Source organism: Pseudomonas sp. NCIMB 10586, from assembly GCF_023127895.1.
GTDB lineage: Bacteria > Pseudomonadota > Gammaproteobacteria > Pseudomonadales > Pseudomonadaceae > Aquipseudomonas > Aquipseudomonas synxantha_A.
In genome coordinates, this window is the sequence record NZ_SPKQ01000051.1 from 49,158 (window position 1) to 67,258 (window position 18,101).

The window sequence follows — 18,101 nt, forward strand, 5'->3', positions numbered from 1 at the left end:
CCAGGACAAAGGCGTCCTCGCTAGCTGACTAGCGGGGACGCCTTTTTTTGTTTGCGCATGATTTGTCGAGCCATTGCGGAGAACGACATGAAAAAACTCAAACTGGTGATGATCGGCAACGGCATGGCCGGAGTTCGCACCCTTGAAGAATTGCTCAAGCTGAGCAGCGAGCTGTACGACATCACCGTATTCGGCGCCGAGCCCCACACCAACTACAACCGCATCCTGCTGTCGCCGGTGCTGGCCGGTGAGCAAACCTTCGAAGAGATCGTGCTCAACGACCTCGACTGGTACCTGGATAACAACGTCAAGCTACTGCTCAACCGCAAGGTGGTGCAGATCGACCGGGTCAAGCGCAAAGTCATCGCCGAAGACGGCACCGAGGCCGAGTACGATCGCCTGCTGATCGCCACCGGTTCTACGCCGTTTATCCTGCCGATTCCCGGCAACACCTTGCAGGGCGTGATTGGCTACCGCGACATTGCCGATACCCAGGCGATGATCGACACCGCCAAGACCCACAAGCACGCGGTGGTGATCGGTGGTGGCCTGCTCGGCCTGGAAGCGGCCAACGGCCTGATGCTGCGCGGTATGCACGTGACGGTGGTGCATCTCGGTGAATGGCTGCTGGAACGCCAACTGGACAAGACCAGCGGCCAGTTGCTGCAAACCGAACTGGAAAGCCGTGGCCTGGTGTTTCGCCTGTGCGAGCAAACCCAGGCCTTGCATGATGCCGGTAATGGTCGCGTCGGCTCGGTGCAATTCAAAAATGGCGACATCATCCCCGCCGACCTGGTGGTGATGGCCGCCGGTATCCGCCCCAACACCGAACTGGCGGAGAAGTCCGGCATCCCCTGCAACCGTGGGATCCTGGTCAACGACACGATGCAAACCTACGACCCGCGCATCTACGCGATCGGCGAATGCGCCAGCCATCGCGGGATCGCCTATGGCCTGGTGGCGCCGCTGTTCGAACAAGCCAAGGTCTGCGCCAACCACTTGGCCCAACTGGGCTTTGCCACTTACAAAGGCTCGGTGACCTCGACCAAGCTGAAGGTGACCGGCATCGACCTCTTTTCTGCCGGCGACTTCATGGGCGGTGAAGGCACCGAGACCATCACCCTCTCCGACCCGATCGGCGGCGTATACAAGAAGCTGGTAATCAAGGACGACATCCTGGTCGGTGCGTGCCTGTACGGCGATACCGCGGATGGTGGTTGGTACTTCCGCCAGATCCGTGAGAACCATGCAATTGGCGAGATCCGCGATCACCTGATGTTCGGTGAGAACGCCTTGGGCGATGTGGGCCATCAAGGCCAGGACAAAGCCATGAGCATGGCCGACAGCGCCGAGGTCTGCGGCTGCAACGGCGTGTGCAAAGGCACCATCGTCAAGGCAATCCAGGAACAAGGGCTGTTCAGCGTCGATGAGGTGAAAAAACACACCAAGGCCGCCAGCTCCTGCGGTTCCTGTGCCGGGCTGGTTGAGCAGATCCTGATCAACACCGTGGGCGGCGCGGCTGACGTCAAACCCAAAAGCGAAAAGGCCATCTGTGGGTGCAGCGACCTTAATCACGGGCAGATCCGTCAGGCTATCCGCGAGCAGCACTTGCTGACTATCGACAGCACCATGCGCTACCTGAACTGGCGTACCCCCAATGGCTGCGCCACCTGCCGCCCCGCTCTCAACTACTACCTGATTTCAACCTGGCCGGGCGAGGCCAAGGACGACCCGCAATCACGACTGATCAACGAACGGGCCCACGCCAATATTCAGAAAGACGGCACCTACTCTGTAGTCCCACGGATGTGGGGCGGCGTGACCAATCCTTCGGAGCTGCGCCGCATCGCCGATGTGGCCGACAAGTACAACGTGCCGATGGTGAAAGTCACCGGCGGCCAGCGCATCGACTTGCTCGGCATCAAGAAGCAGGACTTGCCAGGGGTGTGGAAGGACCTGGACATGCCGTCCGGCCATGCCTACGGCAAATCCATCCGCACCGTGAAAACCTGCGTGGGCAGCGAGTTCTGCCGTTTCGGCACGCAGAATTCCACCCAACTGGGCATCGAACTGGAGCATGACCTGTTCAATATGTGGTCACCGCACAAGGTCAAGCTGGCGGTGTCCGGTTGCCCACGCAACTGTTCGGAAGCGGGCATCAAGGACGTGGGAATTATCGGTGTCGACTCCGGTTGGGAGATGTATATCGGTGGCAACGGCGGCATCAAGACCGAAGTCGCGGAGTTTTTCGTCAAGCTCAAGACCGCCGATGAAGTGCGCGAATACAACGGCGCATTTCTGCAGCTGTACCGCGAAGAAGCGTTCTACCTGGAACGCACGGTGCACTACCTGCAACGGGTGGGCATGGAGCACATCAAGAAGGCCGTTCTGGAAGACCCGGCCCGCCGCCAGGCGCTCAATGAGCGTTTGCAGTTCTCGCTGTCATTCGAACAGGACCCGTGGAAGGAACGCCTGGAACAGCCGCTGCTGAAAAAGGAGTTCGACGTTATCCCGGTCAAACAACTGGAGGTGTCGCTATGAACTGGCTGGATATCTGCGCCCTTGATGAAATCAATACCCTGGGCTCGCGCATCATCAGTGGGCCCAAAGGCGACATCGCGATTTTTCGTACCAGTGACGACGAAGTCTTCGCCCTTGACGACCGTTGCCCGCACAAGGGCGGCCCGCTCTCCCAAGGCTTAATCTATGGCAAGCGCGTCGCCTGCCCGCTGCACAACTGGCAGATTGACCTGGCGTCCGGCGAAGCCCAGGCGCCGGATATCGGCTGCGCCCACCATCATCAGGCCCGGGTAGAAAACGGCCGGGTGATGCTGGCCCTGCGGGACGCGGGTTGATGAACCGCCAGACCACCGCGTCCACCTGCTGTTATTGCGGCGTGGGCTGCGGCGTGCTGATCGAGCATGACGGCGAGCAGATCCTGGGGGTACAAGGCGATCCGAGCCATCCGGCCAACTTCGGCAAATTGTGCAGCAAAGGCGCCAGCCTGCACCTGACCGGCGACGTGAGCGCACGCGCCCTGTATCCGGAGTTGCGCCTGGGCAAAGGTTTGGCCCGTACCCGTACCGACTGGGACACCGCCCTGGATCACGCTGCCAACGTGTTCGCCGAGACCATCGCCGAGCACGGCCCGGACAGCGTGGCGTTCTATATCTCGGGGCAACTATTGACCGAGGATTACTACAGCTTCAACAAGCTGGCCCGGGCGTTGGTAGGCACCAACAATATCGACAGCAATTCTCGGCTGTGCATGTCATCGGCGGTGGTCGGCTACAAACGCAGCCTGGGCGCCGATGCGCCGCCATGCAGTTATGAAGACCTGGAAAACAGCGACTGCGTGATGATCGTCGGCAGCAATATGGCCTACGCCCACCCGGTATTGTTCCGACGCCTGGAGCAGGCCAAGGCGCAGCGCCCGCAGATGAAAGTGCTGGTGATTGATCCTCGGCGTACAGACACCTGCGATTTGGCTGACCTGCACCTGGCAATCTTGCCGGGGACGGACGTGGCGTTGTTTCACGGGATTTTGCATTTGCTGCTGTGGGAAGACTGGATTGATCGTGCGTTCATCCAGGCCCACACCGATGGCCTGGCCGAGCTCAAACGCCTGGTGCATGACTACACGCCGCAGATGGTCACGCAGTTGTGCGGGATCAGCGTCGAACAACTGCGCCTATGTGCGCAGTGGGTCGGCACATCCAGCAGCTTTTTGTCGCTATGGTGCATGGGCCTCAACCAATCCACTGCCGGCAGCGCAAAAAACAGCGCGTTGATCAACCTGCACCTGGCCACGGGCACCATTGGCAGGCCGGGGTGCGGGCCGTTTTCCCTGACCGGTCAACCGAATGCCATGGGCGGTCGCGAAACCGGCAGCCTGTCCAACCTGCTGCCGGGCCACCGCGAGGCGTCCAACCCGGCACATCGCGCTGAAGTGGCCACCTATTGGGGTGTGGAGCAACTGCCTGCACCCGCTGGCCTTACCGCGATCGAACTGTTTGAACAGATGCAGGCAGGCAAGATCAAGGCCCTGTGGATCGCCTGCACCAACCCTGCACAATCCTTGCCCGACCAGAACGCCGTGCGTGCGGCCTTGGCGGCGTGCCCGTTCGTGGTGTTGCAGGAGGCTTTTCGCACCACCGAAACCGCCACTTATGCCGACCTGCTGTTGCCTGCCGCCAGTTGGGGCGAAAAAGACGGCACGGTCACCAACTCCGAGCGGCGTATTTCCCACGTACGCCGCGCCATCAGCCCACCGGGAGAGGCGCGGGCGGACTGGGCAATTACCGTAGATTTCGCACAGCGCCTGGAGCGTCGCCTACGGCCAGGGTTGCCCAGCCTGTTCGCCTTTGCACAGCCGGCGCAGCTGTTTGACGAGTTCAAGGGGCTCACTCAAGGGCGTGACCTCGACTTGTCCGGTATCAGCCATGGCCTGCTCGACCAACTCGGCCCGCAGCAATGGCCGTTTCCCACAGGCGCACAGACAGGCACAGCGCGCCTGTATAGCGATGGCATCTTCCCCACCGACAATGGCCGGGCGCGGTTTGTGGCCGACCCTTACCGCGCGGCCAAGGAACAACGGGACGCGCGCTTCCCCCTGACCTTGATCACCGGCCGTCTGCGTGACCAGTGGCACGGTATGAGCCGCACCGGCACGGCCGCACAGTTGTTCGGGCATGTCAGTGAAGCGCTGTTGAGCCTGCACCCGGACGAGCTTCGCCGCCACCGCCTCCAGGAAGGTGACCTGGTCAGCCTGAAAAGCCGTCGCGGCAGCGTGATCGTCGCTGTCAGCAGCGATGACAGCGTACGGCCCGGCCAGGCATTTCTGCCGATGCATTGGGGCGACCGCTTTCTCAAGGGCGGCGTCAATGTGATCACCCAACCGGCGTTTGACCCACTGTCCAAACAGCCTGAACTCAAGCACAGCGGGGTGCGTCTGGAAGCCGTGCAACTGCCGTGGCAGCTGTTCGCGTTGATCGAAGGCAATGTGCAGCAGCATTTCGAAGCGCTGCGCCCGCTGTGTGAGGAATTTGCCTACGTCAGCCTGAGCCTGGCCGGCCGTGAACGCCCTGCGTTGCTGGTACGGGCAGCCCATACCGAGGCGCCGGACCTGCATTTGTTGACTCGGATTGACCACTTGCTGGGCCTGAACGACGGTCCGGTCATGGCCTACGACGACCCGCGCCGCTCGATCGGCAAGCGCGTGAAAATCGAAAAAAGACGTATCACCGCCCTGCGCCTGGCCGGCGAAACCCTGGCCCGCCACTGGTTGCAAAGCCTGTGGCTGGAAGGCCGCGCCGACGAGCAACTGCGACGCTGGCTGTTGGCACCTTTAAGCGCGCCACCCGGTGCCGCAACGGCCAGCAACAAGATTGTGTGCAACTGCAAGAACGTCAGCGAAAACGCCGTGTGTGCGGGCGTTGGACGTGGCCTGGACCTGGATGGACTTAAACGGGAACTGGGTTGCGGCACCCAATGCGGCTCCTGCGTGCCGGAAATCAAACGTCTTTTGGCCAGCAAACCGCAGCCAATCGCCATCAGTGTGTAAGGGGAACAACATGAGCGCAAAAGTGTGGCTGGTAGGCGCTGGGCCCGGTGATCCGGAGTTGCTGACCCTCAAGGCAGTCAGAGCCCTGCATGAAGCGGACGTGGTGCTGATTGATGACCTGGTCAACCCGGCCGTGCTCGAACACTGCGGCGATGCACGCGTGATTACCGTCGGTAAACGCGGTGGCTGCCGCTCCACGCCCCAGGATTTTATCCATCGCCTGATGCTGCGTTATGCCCGCCAGGGCAAATGCGTGGTGCGGCTCAAGGGCGGCGACCCGTGCATTTTTGGTCGCGGTGGCGAAGAGGCGCTGTGGCTGCGCGAACGTGGCATTGAGGTGGAGTTGGTCAACGGCATCACGTCGGGGTTAGCCGGGGCGACGAGCTGCGATATTCCCCTGACGTTACGCGGTGTGAGCCGTGGGGTGACGCTGGTCACTGCTCATACTCAGGACGACAGCGCGTTGAACTGGCGCGCACTGGCGGAAAGTGGAACCACACTGGTGGTGTACATGGGCGTGGCGAAGCTGGAGGAGATTCGTCAGCAGTTGCTCGAAGGCGGCATGGCCCCGGACATGCCCGTGGCGATGATCGAAAATGCTTCGCTGCCCCAGCAGCGCGAATGCCGCAGTGATCTGGCGCGGATGCATGAGGATGCGCAAGCGTTCGCCCTGAAAAGCCCGGCTATCCTGGTGATTGGTAGCGTTGCTGGTGCTGCGCAGGCGGCTTGCCTGGCGACGGCGGCCAGTGCCTGAGGCAAATTCCAGGCGAAAAAAACCCGGCCTAAGCCGGGTTTTTTTGTAAAGCCAGGCTAATTACTTAGCGGTGGCTTCAACAGCTGCTTCTACGCGACGGTTAACAGCGCGGCCAGCTTCAGTTGCGTTGTCAGCAACTGGGCGGGACTCACCGTAACCAACGGAAGTGATGCGGCTAGGAGCTACGCCATCTTTAACCAGGACTTGCTTAACAGCGTCAGCACGACGCTGGGACAGCTTCTGGTTGTAAGCGTCTGGACCGACGGAGTCAGTGTGACCAGCAACTTCTACGTTGGTGTCTGGGTACTGAGCCATGAAGTCGGCCAGGTTTTTCACGTCGCCGTAGCTGTTAGGCTTAACAACCGACTTGTCGAAGTCGAACTTAACGTCCAGCTCAACACGAACAACCTGAGCAACCGGAGCTTCTGGCTCTGGAACTGGCTCTGGAGCTGGTGCTGGGGTAGGAGCTGGAGCAGCTGCGCCAGCGTTACCGCCGAAGTTCACGCCCAGGCCAACCAGTGCGGAGTAGTCCCACTTGCCGTTGTCCAGACCGTAGTCAGCTTCAACACCAGCACGAGCGTACAGGTTGTTGGTGAAGTAGTACTTCACGCCAGTACCGATGGTGGCGAAAGTGGTCTGGTCGCGACCGCTGTGGCCGTCAGCCTTGACGTTGGTACGGCTCTGGTGGCCGAAACCGCCTTCAACGTATGGACGCAGGCTATCAACGCCAGCCTGACCGAAGTGGTACTGAGCAACGAGGCTGCCAGTGTCACCTTTGATCTTCTGGTTGCCAGTGCCGTCGTTCGAACGGGTGTGGTTGGTCTTGTCGTACGACAGATTCAACGACAGATCGTCGGTCAGGAAGTAACCAATGCGAGCGCCTGGGTTGAAGCCGTCTTCGATGTGCTTAACGCTATCGTTGTACTGCTTCTTGTAGAACAGCTCGCCTTCAACTGCGCCTTGGCCTTGTGCCAGAACGCCGAAAGAAGTAGCGGCAATAAGAGAACCAATGGCCAAGCCCAAGGTGTTTTTCAGTTTCATCCGTTAAATCCCCATCTGGTGATTGTAAAGCAGTCCCACAAACCGGGGGACAACTCGGCGACAAGTCTAACAGAACTTGCCTACACGTAAGAGATATTTGCTACGCACTAAGTTTCAGTCTCGCCCGCAAATTTCTCACGTAATTTATCAAGAGCACGTTTGTACCGCATTTTTGTAGCACTCAAGCCCATATGCATGATGTCAGCGATTTCCTGGAATTCCAGCTCTGCGACAAAGCGAAGCACCAGAATTTCCCGGTCAATCGGGTTCACATGCACCAACCAGCGATCAAGTCCGCCCTTCTCCTCGGGTGCCGGCGCCTTTTCTTCAGACGCCTCCTCAAGGGGGTCCAGACTCAAAGCGTCCATCAAGCGACGCTTTCGCCGTTCCTTCCGATACTGCGTGATGCACTCGTTGTACGTGATGCTGTACAGCCAGGTCTTGAACTTCGATTTGCCCTCGAAGTTCTTCAGGCCATATAGCACCTTGAGCATCACTTCCTGACAGACATCGTCCGCGTCTCTATCGTTCCCCAAATACCTTGAACAAACGTTGAACAGAGTGCGTTGATACCTGCGCATCAATTCTTCGTACGCGCGTGTTACGTGAAACAGCTCCGTGTGCGAGCGCGCGACCAACTCCTCATCAGAGAGCTCACGGGGGTCATAGCGCGTGGACAGCGTTTGGGCTTTATTCAAAACAAGTCGTGCCGGCAGTCAGGTCAATGTCCGTTGCAACCCGGTCACCCGGGTTTGCGGCGGCGTACATTAGCAGGGTTTGCCGGATTAGCGGCTACTGACCTGCTGCTCCAGGAGAATCCGGTTGGACAGCGAAACCAGTTCTCCGTCATCGGTCAGCACTGTCGTCTTGACCGTGCCGATCTCCTCGATCTGCCCTTCAACCTCGCCCACACGCACTTGTTGCCCAACCTGATATAGCTCACGCACATAGATTCCCGCAAGAATCTGACCGGCAATTTCCCGGCTTCCCAAACCCATGGCTAGTGCAACGGCCAGACCAACGGTAATCAAAACAATCACAATAACGTGGTTCAGCAGGTCAGTCTTGACTTCCAACTGGCTGATCGCGACGGAAATACTGATGATGATCACCAGCCCCTGTGCGATTCGCCCCAAGCCTGCCGCGTAGTCCAACCCCACGCCTTCAGCGGCCCCGCGCACCAGCCCATTGGCCAATTGCGCGAGTAAAACACCTACCAGCAACACCAGCGCGCCGCCGAAAACTTTCGGCAAATACAGTGCCAGCATGTCGAGCGTAGCTGAAACTCGCTCAAGTCCAAGGGATTGCGCTGCAGAAACCAGAAAAATAAGTAGAACAAACCAGTAGACGATCTTGCCGATCAAGGTAGAAATCGGCACCTGCAGCCCGGCGCGACCCAGCAATTTGGTCAAACCGGTGCCGGCCATCAGGCGATCCAGCCCGAGTTTGGCGAGCAGCTTGGACAACAGGGTGTCGAGCAACTTGGCCACGACAAAGCCCAGCAACACCAGGACCAGGGCACCAAACAGGTTGGGAATGAAATTCGCAACCTTGGTCCACAATGCGGTCATCGCGGTGACCAGGCTCTGGGTCCAGAGATCAAGTTCCATATTCAATCAGCCTTATCAGCAGTGCGAGCAAGAGGTTTACGGCGGGAAACCGGTGACACATGGGCCGAACCGTTGTTCAGGGCCATCATCAATGCCGGCAACCAACGCCCGAGCAGCCCGAACAGATCACCCGCACCGACCTGACGGTTGGCGGTTTTCAATACGCGACCCAGGCAAGCATCGTCATCACGGTTGGATGGCGAAGCATTGAGCATGTCACGCAAAGACTGTTCGAACGGATCGTGCATAGAGACCTCTCGCAAGTGAATTAAAAGACGAGGGTAAAATTCATCGGGTCACATCGACCCTTTCCTACGTTCAGGTCATATTCAGCTCAAACCCATCGTAATCGTCGAAATAGCCACCATTGTCCCAGGGCCACCGAGACCATCAACAGGCACGCAATCATGAATCCGTAGGGGCTCTCGGAGAACGGAATGCCACCCACATTTATACCGAGCAAACCGGTGAGAAAACTCATCGGCAAGAAGATCCCGGTGATGATCCCGAAGCGATACATGGTGCGGTTCATGCGCAGGCTCAAGCGCCGGTCTTCGGCCTCAAGCACAAGCCCCACGCGCTCTCTGGCCAGTTCCAGCTCTTCCAGGTAACGGGTCAGACTGTTGTGCAACTCGTTCCAATAGTCAGCATCGTCATCGCAAAACCATGCCAATTTTATTCGCGTCAGCTGGGCAAAAATATCCCGCTGTGGTGCCAAAAACCGCTTGAGCCCGGCCGCGCGCCGACGGATCTGCAAAACGCTGCCGTGCTCTGGGGTATACCGTTCGTCGGCATCGAGTTTTTCTTCCTCGGAATCGACGATTTCAGACAACCCTGTAACCAGATCCTGCACTTTGTTGGTCAGGTACTGAGCCATATAAAGGATGAGTTCAGACGCCGTTTTTGGGCCTTTGCCGTCCGCCAGTTGCACCAATAGCTCATCGGTGGCGCGCAACGGGCGCAAACGCAGGGAGATCACACGATTGGCGGCGGCGAAGATACGCACCGAAACCATGTCCTCCGGCTCTGCCCCGGGGTTGAGATTGATCCCGCGCAGAAACAACAGCAATTCGGCGTCGGGCAACGGCAACAACCGTGGGCGGGTGTTCTCCTCCAGCAGCAGGTCGCAGGCAAATTCGCTCAGGCCGCTGGATTTGCGCAGCCAGGTCTGGGTCTGGGGATGGCTGCGATCCCAATGCAGCCACAGGCTTTCCTGGGGTTGCAACTGCAGATCGTCGAGCTCAGTCCGGGCAATCGAACGCGCACCGCCTTTACCATCCAGCACCAGGGCATGTACCAGCCCCCATTGCGCGTTCTCTTCCTCGAACATCCAGACTCCTTGGGTTTATTCAGGCATTTTCAGCGGGCTGGGCGACACGATCACGCCGTTATTGTCGGCGTAGATGTACTCACCCGGACGGAACGTCACACCCGCGAACGTCACAACGACGTTCAGGTCACCGAGGCCACGCTTGTCGGTTTTCATCGGGTGGGAGGCCAGTGCCTGCACACCCAAGTCGGTCTGGGCGAGAACATCCACATCCCGGACGCAACCATAGATCACCAGCCCTTCCCAGCCATTTTTCGCAGCTTTATCGGCAATCAGATCGCCCAGCAACGCGCGGCGCAGTGAGCCTCCGCCGTCAACGACCATCACTTTGCCAGCGCCCGGCTGGTCAGCCTGTTCCTTTACCAGGGAATTATCTTCGAAGCATTTGATGGTGACGATCTCACCCCCAAAAGAATCTCGGCCACCGAAGTTGCTGAACATCGGCTCCACTACCTGCACCAGTTCCGGGTAGGCGTCACACAGGTCGGGGGTCACGTAATGGTTCATCGAGAAGCTCCTGTCGTCAAAGAAGAGATCGAACATCCACGGTGTACATCAGAAAAACGCGCCGCGACAGGCATTCTTTAAGTGCCTGCCAGTGGTGAGCCGCCATGATCGGACCCGCATCAGCGCAACGCAATACACGTTGCGCGACTGAATATGACCAGAAGCGCCCAGCGCGTCATATCTTAGCCGCAACCACTCAAGAGTGAAACGCCCTTGGTAGAGCGTTTGCTCAAACTGCTGCGGCCACTTGGGGTCGAGTCCCGAATAATGGTGTCAGGGGGTCGTTCAACCACCGTTCCACCAATGGCCATACTTCGGCCTGCGCGGCTTTGCTGACCAGCATCTGCACATGCCCGAAGTCCTCGCTGAAACCCTGCTCGCGCCCCAGGCACAGATACTGGCGATGCTCGCTGCCGACCTGCTCGAAGAGCTTGCGACACGCCCAGTCCGGGTCTTGCCGATCGCCCGCCGCGCTGACCGCGAGCAACGGCACATCGATCTGCGCCAAGCCCTTCCACCAGTCACATTCGGCATCGCCGAAGCGGCCGAACAGGCCATTCCAGCGCATCGCTTCGATCATCACTCCCGCCGGCTCATCCTCGGGGCCGCGCTTGAAGCGTGGGCCAGACACATGGGCAAGGCGCTTGAGGATCAACCGAGTACCCCACTCCACGGGTGGAATTTTCAACGGCCAATGGGTGCGGCTGACCTGGCAGCCGAACAATGCCACCGAAGCCACCTCAGGCGCCCCCAAATGTTGCCCGCCCAGGGCCGCAGCCAAGGTCGTGGCACCGAGGGAATGCCCGATCCAGTGCGGGACCTGCCCGCTTTGCTCACGCACAAAGGCCCCCATGGCCGGCAAATCGTAGCGGGCGTAATCGGCGACGCGGTTTCTGGCGTACTCATGGTTGCGCTTGGACAGCCCATGGCCGCGCATTTCCGGGATCCACACATCAAAACCCCGGCGCGCCAGGTACGCGCCCAGGCCGATCCCCTTGGGCGAGTACCAGAAGCGCCGATTGGAAAAGCTGCCATGCAATAAAATAATCGGCGTGCCCCGGTTTTCCGGGACATCGGCCAGGCCCAAACGGGTAACCGCCAGCTCGACGGTGCCATCAGGGCTATTGCCGGGCTTGAGCCGGTAGACGTCTTCACTCAGGTCGCCACGACGTTCAGCGCTGATCAAGGCGACGGGAAACAGGTTGCTGCTGCTTTGCATAATGCTCTTGCACAAAAAAGGGCGGCGTCCGCAAGGAGTTCCCGCCCAGTACAGATAAGAATGCCGGTCACCCTCACGAGTGACCGGCACTTTTGACGTTGTGACGTTAAGCGGACGCTTGGCCTTCCGCCAGGAAGAACCAGGTTTCCAGCACAGAGTCCGGGTTCAGCGAGACGCTTTCGATGCCCTGCTCCATCAGCCATTTGGCCAGGTCAGGGTGGTCGGAAGGGCCTTGGCCACAGATACCAATGTACTTGCCGGCCTTGTTACACGCCTGGATGGCATTGGCCAGCAGCTTTTTGACCGCTGGGTTACGCTCGTCGAACAGGTGAGCGATGATCCCGGAGTCGCGGTCCAGGCCCAGGGTCAGCTGGGTCAGGTCGTTGGAGCCGATGGAGAAACCGTCGAAGAACTCCAGGAACTCTTCGGCGAGGATGGCGTTGGACGGCAATTCGCACATCATGATCACGCGCAGGCCGTTCTCGCCACGAGTCAGGCCGTTTTCGGCGAGCAGGTCGACCACCTGGCTCGCTTCGCCCAGGGTGCGCACAAATGGCACCATGATCTCGACGTTGGTCAGGCCCATCTCGTTGCGCACGCGCTTGAGTGCACGGCACTCGAGCTCGAAGCAGTCACGGAAGGCTTCGCTGATGTAACGCGAGGCGCCACGGAAGCCCAGCATCGGGTTTTCTTCTTCCGGCTCGTAGAGTTTGCCGCCGATCAGGTTGGCATATTCGTTGGACTTGAAGTCCGACAGGCGCACGATGACCTTTTTCGGGTAGAACGCCGCTGCCAGCGTACTGATGCCTTCCACCAGCTTCTCGACATAGAAGCCTACCGGGTCGTTGTAGCCGGCGATGCGCTTGTCGACGCTTTCCTTGATGTCCAGCGGCAGGCCGTCATAGTTCAACAAGGCCTTGGGGTGCACGCCGATCATGCGATTGATGATGAACTCCAGGCGGGCCAGGCCCACCCCGGCGTTCGGCAACTGCGCGAAATCGAAGGCGCGGTCCGGGTTGCCGACGTTCATCATGATCTTGAACGGCAGGTCGGGCATGGCGTCGATGGAATTTTGCTTGATATCGAAGCCCAGCTCACCTTCGAAGATGAAACCGGTATCGCCTTCGGCGCAAGACACGGTGACACCCTGGCCCTCCTTGAGCAGTTGGGTGGCGTTGCCGCAACCGACTACCGCCGGGATCCCCAGTTCACGGGCGATGATCGCCGCGTGGCAAGTACGCCCGCCTCGGTTGGTGACGATGGCGCTGGCGCGCTTCATCACCGGCTCCCAGTCCGGGTCGGTCATGTCGGAAACCAGCACGTCGCCGGGCTGGACCTTGTCCATTTCCGACACGTCCTTGATGATCCGCACCTTGCCAGCACCGATGCGCTGGCCAATGGCACGGCCTTCCACCAGTACGGTGCCGGTTTCCTTGAGCAGGTAACGCTCCATGACATTGGCCGAAGTGCGGCTCTTCACGGTTTCCGGACGCGCTTGCACGATATATAGCTTGCCGTCGTCACCGTCCTTGGCCCACTCGATGTCCATCGGGCACTTGTAGTGCTTCTCGATGATCATCGCCTGTTTGGCCAGTTCGCTGACTTCAGCATCGGTCAGGCAGAAACGCGCGCGCTCGGCCTTGTCGACGTCAACGGTTTTCACCGAGCGACCGGCCTTGGCTTCGTCGCCGTAGATCATCTTGATCGCCTTGCTGCCCAGGTTGCGGCGCAGGATGGCCGGGCGTCCGGCCTCAAGGGTGTGCTTGTGCACGTAGAATTCGTCAGGGTTGACCGCGCCTTGTACGACGGTTTCGCCCAGGCCGTAGGCACCGGTAATGAATACCACATCACGGAAGCCCGACTCAGTGTCCAGGGTGAACATCACGCCAGCAGTGCCGGTTTCCGAACGCACCATGCGCTGCACACCAGCAGACAAGGCCACCAGCTTGTGGTCGAAACCCTGGTGTACACGGTAGGAAATAGCGCGGTCGTTGAACAGCGAGGCGAATACTTCCTTGGCCGCGCGAATGACGTTTTCCACGCCACGGATATTCAGGAAGGTTTCCTGCTGGCCGGCAAAGGAAGCGTCCGGCAAGTCTTCGGCGGTGGCCGAGGAGCGTACGGCGACAGCCATGTCCGGGTTGCCGGCGGACAGGGTGGCGAAGGCGGTGCGAATTTCTTCGTTGAGCTTCTCGGGGAACTCGGCTTCCATGATCCACTGACGGATCTGGGCGCCGGTCTTGGCCAGGGCGTTGACGTCGTCGACGTCCAAGGCATCCAGCGCGGCGTGGATCTGGGCGTTGAGGCCGCTCAGTTCGAGGAAGTCGCGGTAAGCCTGGGCCGTGGTGGCGAAACCACCGGGCACCGAGACACCAGCGCCTGCAAGATTACTGATCATCTCGCCGAGGGATGCGTTCTTGCCCCCCACATGCTCTACATCATGGACGCCGAGCTTATCGAGGGAAACTACGTACTCTACCAAGGTGATCTCTCCACTTTCTGTGTTGGAAAAGCTCAGGACGCGGGTTGCTCAGTAGGAGCTAACGCCAGCGCTTGTGGCCTGGACCTGGAAAATAAGTGAGAATGCGGCCCACTGCGGGACGGCAAAATCGCGCCTATCATATCCAAGATTCGCCATCAGCTTAAGGCCCAGGGCTCAAATGAAACGATCTGCTTTCTTTATTTCCGACGGCACCGGCATCACAGCCGAAACACTGGGCCAGAGCCTGCTTGCGCAGTTCGAAAACATTACCTTCGCCAAATTCACCCGGCCTTATATAGACAGCGTGGATAAAGCGCGGGCCATGGTACAACAAATCAATCTGGCGGCTGAAAAAGACGGTTTTCGCCCGATCATTTTCGACACCATCGTCAATCAAGACATTCGTGAGATTCTCGCAACGTCGAATGGTTTCATGATCGACATTTTCTCGACCTTCCTGGCGCCATTGGAACAGGAGTTGAGTGAGCATTCTTCATACTCTGTCGGAAAGTCCCATTCCATCGGGCATAACTCCAACTATATGGAACGCATCGAGGCGGTGAACTTTGCCCTCGACAACGATGATGGCGCCCGCACCCACTACTATGACAAGGCCGACCTGATCCTGGTGGGCGTGTCGCGTTGCGGCAAGACCCCGACCTGTCTGTACATGGCCATGCAATTCGGTATCCGTGCGGCCAACTACCCGCTGACCGAAGACGATATGGAGCACCTGACGCTGCCCGCCGCCCTGCGCGCCCACTCGCACAAACTGTTCGGCCTGACCATCGACCCGGACCGCCTGACCGCCATCCGTAACGAACGCAAGCCCAACAGCCGCTACTCCAGCTATGCGCAGTGCGAATTCGAAGTGCGTGAAGTGGAAAATCTGTTCCGTCGCGAGAATATTGCACACATCAATTCCACGCATTTTTCGGTGGAAGAGATTTCGGCAAAGATTTTGGTTGAGAAGGGTGTGGAGCGGCGCTTCAAGTGATCTCTGGCGCCTGATCTGACGCTATCGCAGGCAAGCCAGCTCCCACAGTTGGAATGCGTTCCCCTGTGGGAGCTGGCTTGCCTGCGATGAACGGTAACGCGGATTTACAGATGAAACCGCCCCCCCCCCTGCCCCAACGCCGTCGCCAGCGCATCAAACCCCTCGCGCAGTAACTGATCATCGCCAGACGTATTGCAGATACTCGCCCGAATAAACTGCGGCACCGCCGTCTGCCCCACGGCAAACGCCTCGGCGGTGGCGATCAGGTAATTGTTCTGCCTGAGCTCTGCCTCGATTTCCGACGCACGCCATGGCTCCGGCACTTCGATCCAGAAATGCGGGCTGTTGAGGTGGGTGCGATACGCCAGCCCGGTCAATAAATCCTCGACCAAGGTCTTGCGGCGGCTGATTTCGTTGATTTGTTGGCGCAACAGATATTCCGCCGTGCCGTTTTCGATCCACTGGGTGGCCAGTTCCAGGGTCACAGGCGTCGCCATCCAGCAGGTCGAGCGCAGTGCCGCCGAGATGCGGCTGACCAGTGCCGGTGGCGCGTGCACGTAGCCTACCCGCAACCCTGCCGACACCGCTTTGCTCAGACTGCTGATCAAAATCGTACGCTCAGGCGCGAAATAGCTGAGGGGCGGCGGGCGATCCTCAACCAGCACGCCGTGGGCTTCGTCCTCGAGAATCAGCAGGTTGTGCTCACGACACACCTTGGCCAAGGCTTCGCGACGCGCCACCGACAACACCGCCGTCGTGGGATTCTGAATAGTCGGCGTGCAGTACAACGCCGAAATGCGGTGATTACGACAGACCTCATCCAGCGCCGTGGGCAACACGCCTTCTTCATCCATTTCCAGGCCAATCAGGCGCACGCCCAACATGCGCGCAGCCGTAATCAGCCCAGGATAAGTCAGTTGCTCGGTGACTACCGTATCGCCAGCACGCAGCAGCGCCATCATCGCGCACAGCAAACCGTGCTGGCCGCCGTTGACGCAGATGACCTGCTCTGGAATCGGATGAAAATCGCGCTGCACCAGCCATTGCGCCCCGGCTTCACGGTAACGCGGCAAGCCGGCGTCGGGGGTATAGGCGCTGATGTCCTGCAGGAACTTGGCGTTGGTCGACAGCGTTTGGAAGCTCTGGGCAAGAAACACCGTTTCCTGCCCCGGAATGTGCATGTTGCGACTCATGTCGAAGTACTGGCGCGGCTCCTCGCTGAAATTGCGAAAGCCTTCATCACGCTGACGCTCCATCCCACGCTTGCGCACGAAGGTTCCGTCACCGACCCGTGCAACCACCAAGCCCAGGCGCTCCAGCTCACCGTAGGCCCGGCTGATGGTGCCAATGGTCACCCCCAGGTTGTCGGACAGCACCCGATGGGGCGGCAGTTTTCGTCCCGGTTCAATCAAGCCTTCGAGGATGCCCCGCTCCATCACATCAGACAGGCGCTTGTACTTCACGCCCTGCCCGTTGGACAGGCCCTCACGCATAATTGACACCATGTCAATATTTGTTTTGACAGCCATCTTTCGCCCTAATAGTGTGCTTTTACGGGTTCAATCGCCGATAAACATAACTCATTACAAGTTCAATATAGAGTTCAATTCCGGCTCAGGGAAGCAATAAAAGATGCCAATGTCCGCCGTTCTCGAAAACACTGCAAAAACAAAAACTCAAAAACAGTGGCTCGCCGGGCTGGTGACCAGCTTGATGTTTCTGATCGTGTGCCTGAGTTGGGGCACTACATGGCTGGGCATCAAGATCGCCGTAGAGAGCGTGCCGCCGCTGACATCCGCCGGGCTGCGCTTTCTGATCGCGTTTCCGCTGTTCCTGTGTTTTGCCATGGTGCGCCGCGAGCCGATCCTGTTCCCACGGGAAAGCCGCTGGTTCTTTGTGTTTGTGACCCTGTCGTACTTCAGCGTTCCCTATTACCTGCTCAACTATGGCGAGATGCACGTGTCATCCGGCCTGACGGCCCTGCTGTTCAGCTGCATGCCGGTATTCATCCTGATCTTTTCGGCGCTGTTCCTGCGTGAGCGCATCTACTTCTCCCAGGTCGTTGGCATCGGTATCGGGTTTGGCAGCCTCTACATGATCATCAAGAGCCAGGGCCTGCACCTGGACCACGCCGAGTTCTTCGGGGTGTTGGCGATACTGAGCGCCGCGATCATGCACGCGTTGTGCTACGTGATTACCAAGCAGAAAGGCAGTGCCATCAGCGTGATTACCTACAACACCCTGCCCATCGGCATCGCCGGGCTGATGTTGTTCGTCGCCGGCCTGTGGTTTGAAACGCCAGCCTTCAATGACATCACCCTGCGCTCCTGGACTGCACTGTTCTACCTCGGGCTGGTGGCCTCGGTAGGCGGGTTTATTGTGTATTTCATGCTGCTCAAGCGCCTGAGCCCGATCATCCTGTCGTTCGTCTTCATCATCTTCCCGGTGTTCGCGGTGATCATCGGTGCCTGGTACGAAGGCGTGGAAATTTCCCGCGACCTTATGCTGTATTCGGCGATTCTGCTGGCCGGCTTTGCGATCACCAAACTGCCGGTTGAAAAACTCCTGGCCAAGAAAAAATGACCCTCAACCAACGCG

At 59.1% G+C, this 18,101-nt stretch carries 15 protein-coding genes; 6 read left to right on the forward strand and 9 right to left on the reverse strand.

Annotated elements, in window-relative coordinates; genetic code table 11:
• Positions 1-87 precede the first annotated feature (87 nt).
• The 4 genes from nirB to cobA are packed head-to-tail and all read left to right on the forward strand — an operon-like array spanning position 88 to position 6,317.
• Complete coding sequence (gene nirB / locus E4P01_RS26500; protein WP_032879922.1) at positions 88-2,541, forward strand: nitrite reductase large subunit NirB; 2,454 nt, start codon at positions 88-90, stop codon at positions 2,539-2,541.
• On the forward strand, positions 2,538-2,855 hold the full coding sequence (nirD, locus tag E4P01_RS26505; RefSeq protein WP_005790365.1) for a nitrite reductase small subunit NirD: 318 nt from the start codon (positions 2,538-2,540) through the stop codon (positions 2,853-2,855). Before nirB ends, nirD begins: the two co-directional genes overlap by 4 nt.
• Positions 2,855-5,563, forward strand: coding sequence for a nitrate reductase (locus E4P01_RS26510; protein WP_216091958.1), 2,709 nt, complete (start codon positions 2,855-2,857; stop codon positions 5,561-5,563). The genes nirD and E4P01_RS26510 overlap by 1 nt, the downstream gene beginning before the upstream one ends.
• A gap of 10 nt (positions 5,564-5,573) precedes the next feature.
• The gene (cobA, locus tag E4P01_RS26515) at positions 5,574-6,317 is read left to right on the forward strand and encodes a uroporphyrinogen-III C-methyltransferase (protein WP_032879920.1); all 744 of its coding nucleotides are present in this window, start codon (positions 5,574-5,576) and stop codon (positions 6,315-6,317) included.
• Between the two features lie 60 nt (positions 6,318-6,377).
• Here cobA and E4P01_RS26520 read toward each other — a convergent pair whose 3' ends face one another.
• The 8 genes from E4P01_RS26520 to ppsA all read right to left on the reverse strand — a co-directional run bounded on the left by E4P01_RS26520 (position 6,378) and on the right by ppsA (position 14,506).
• On the reverse strand, positions 6,378-7,358 hold the full coding sequence (locus E4P01_RS26520) for an OmpA family protein (RefSeq protein WP_005790371.1): 981 nt from the start codon (positions 7,356-7,358) through the stop codon (positions 6,378-6,380).
• 107 nt (positions 7,359-7,465) lie between these two features.
• Positions 7,466-8,056, reverse strand: coding sequence for an RNA polymerase sigma factor SigX (gene sigX, locus E4P01_RS26525; protein ID WP_003193286.1), 591 nt, complete (start codon positions 8,054-8,056; stop codon positions 7,466-7,468).
• A gap of 87 nt (positions 8,057-8,143) precedes the next feature.
• Positions 8,144-8,968 (reverse strand): mechanosensitive ion channel domain-containing protein, encoded by an 825-nt coding sequence (locus E4P01_RS26530; protein ID WP_003193288.1) that lies wholly within the window; start codon positions 8,966-8,968, stop codon positions 8,144-8,146.
• A gap of 2 nt (positions 8,969-8,970) precedes the next feature.
• Positions 8,971-9,216 (reverse strand): hypothetical protein, encoded by a 246-nt coding sequence (locus E4P01_RS26535; RefSeq protein WP_005790375.1) that lies wholly within the window; start codon positions 9,214-9,216, stop codon positions 8,971-8,973.
• Positions 9,217-9,302: 86 nt separating this feature from the next.
• On the reverse strand, positions 9,303-10,298 hold the full coding sequence (locus E4P01_RS26540; protein ID WP_005790378.1) for a zinc transporter ZntB: 996 nt from the start codon (positions 10,296-10,298) through the stop codon (positions 9,303-9,305).
• Positions 10,299-10,313: 15 nt separating this feature from the next.
• Positions 10,314-10,805, reverse strand: a complete 492-nt coding sequence (rraA, locus tag E4P01_RS26545; protein WP_005790380.1) for a ribonuclease E activity regulator RraA — start codon at positions 10,803-10,805, stop codon at positions 10,314-10,316.
• Positions 10,806-11,034: 229 nt separating this feature from the next.
• Entirely contained in the window at positions 11,035-12,024 is a 990-nt protein-coding gene (locus tag E4P01_RS26550; protein ID WP_032879918.1) for an alpha/beta fold hydrolase, read from the reverse strand.
• A 106-nt stretch (positions 12,025-12,130) separates the two neighbouring features.
• The gene (gene ppsA / locus E4P01_RS26555) at positions 12,131-14,506 is read right to left on the reverse strand and encodes a phosphoenolpyruvate synthase (RefSeq protein WP_005790384.1); all 2,376 of its coding nucleotides are present in this window, start codon (positions 14,504-14,506) and stop codon (positions 12,131-12,133) included.
• Positions 14,507-14,684: 178 nt separating this feature from the next.
• Here ppsA and E4P01_RS26560 point away from each other — a divergent pair, with 178 nt between their 5' ends.
• Positions 14,685-15,503, forward strand: a complete 819-nt coding sequence (locus tag E4P01_RS26560) for a pyruvate, water dikinase regulatory protein (RefSeq protein ID WP_003193298.1) — start codon at positions 14,685-14,687, stop codon at positions 15,501-15,503.
• Between the two features lie 104 nt (positions 15,504-15,607).
• Here E4P01_RS26560 and E4P01_RS26565 read toward each other — a convergent pair whose 3' ends face one another.
• Positions 15,608-17,032, reverse strand: a complete 1,425-nt coding sequence (locus E4P01_RS26565; protein ID WP_005790387.1) for a PLP-dependent aminotransferase family protein — start codon at positions 17,030-17,032, stop codon at positions 15,608-15,610.
• A 109-nt stretch (positions 17,033-17,141) separates the two neighbouring features.
• Here E4P01_RS26565 and E4P01_RS26570 point away from each other — a divergent pair, with 109 nt between their 5' ends.
• A complete protein-coding gene (locus tag E4P01_RS26570) occupies positions 17,142-18,086 on the forward strand; it encodes an EamA family transporter (RefSeq protein WP_032879916.1) in 945 nt (314 codons plus the stop codon).
• Positions 18,087-18,101: the final 15 nt, after the last annotated feature.

Bases quoted from the DNA above. Each gene is read 5' to 3' on its own strand.
- nirB (WP_032879922.1), top strand. From the start codon at position 88: ATGAAAAAACTCAAACTGGTGATGATCGGCAACGGCATGGCCGGAGTT.
- nirD (WP_005790365.1), top strand. From the start codon at position 2,538: ATGAACTGGCTGGATATCTGCGCCCTTGATGAAATCAATACCCTGGGC.
- E4P01_RS26510 (WP_216091958.1), top strand. From the start codon at position 2,855: ATGAACCGCCAGACCACCGCGTCCACCTGCTGTTATTGCGGCGTGGGC.
- cobA (WP_032879920.1), top strand. From the start codon at position 5,574: ATGAGCGCAAAAGTGTGGCTGGTAGGCGCTGGGCCCGGTGATCCGGAG.
- E4P01_RS26520 (WP_005790371.1), bottom strand. From the start codon at position 7,358: ATGAAACTGAAAAACACCTTGGGCTTGGCCATTGGTTCTCTTATTGCC.
- E4P01_RS26530 (WP_003193288.1), bottom strand. From the start codon at position 8,968: ATGGAACTTGATCTCTGGACCCAGAGCCTGGTCACCGCGATGACCGCA.
- E4P01_RS26535 (WP_005790375.1), bottom strand. From the start codon at position 9,216: ATGCACGATCCGTTCGAACAGTCTTTGCGTGACATGCTCAATGCTTCG.
- E4P01_RS26540 (WP_005790378.1), bottom strand. From the start codon at position 10,298: ATGTTCGAGGAAGAGAACGCGCAATGGGGGCTGGTACATGCCCTGGTG.
- rraA (WP_005790380.1), bottom strand. From the start codon at position 10,805: ATGAACCATTACGTGACCCCCGACCTGTGTGACGCCTACCCGGAACTG.
- E4P01_RS26550 (WP_032879918.1), bottom strand. From the start codon at position 12,024: ATGCAAAGCAGCAGCAACCTGTTTCCCGTCGCCTTGATCAGCGCTGAA.
- E4P01_RS26560 (WP_003193298.1), top strand. From the start codon at position 14,685: ATGAAACGATCTGCTTTCTTTATTTCCGACGGCACCGGCATCACAGCC.
- E4P01_RS26565 (WP_005790387.1), bottom strand. From the start codon at position 17,032: ATGGCTGTCAAAACAAATATTGACATGGTGTCAATTATGCGTGAGGGC.
- E4P01_RS26570 (WP_032879916.1), top strand. From the start codon at position 17,142: ATGTCCGCCGTTCTCGAAAACACTGCAAAAACAAAAACTCAAAAACAG.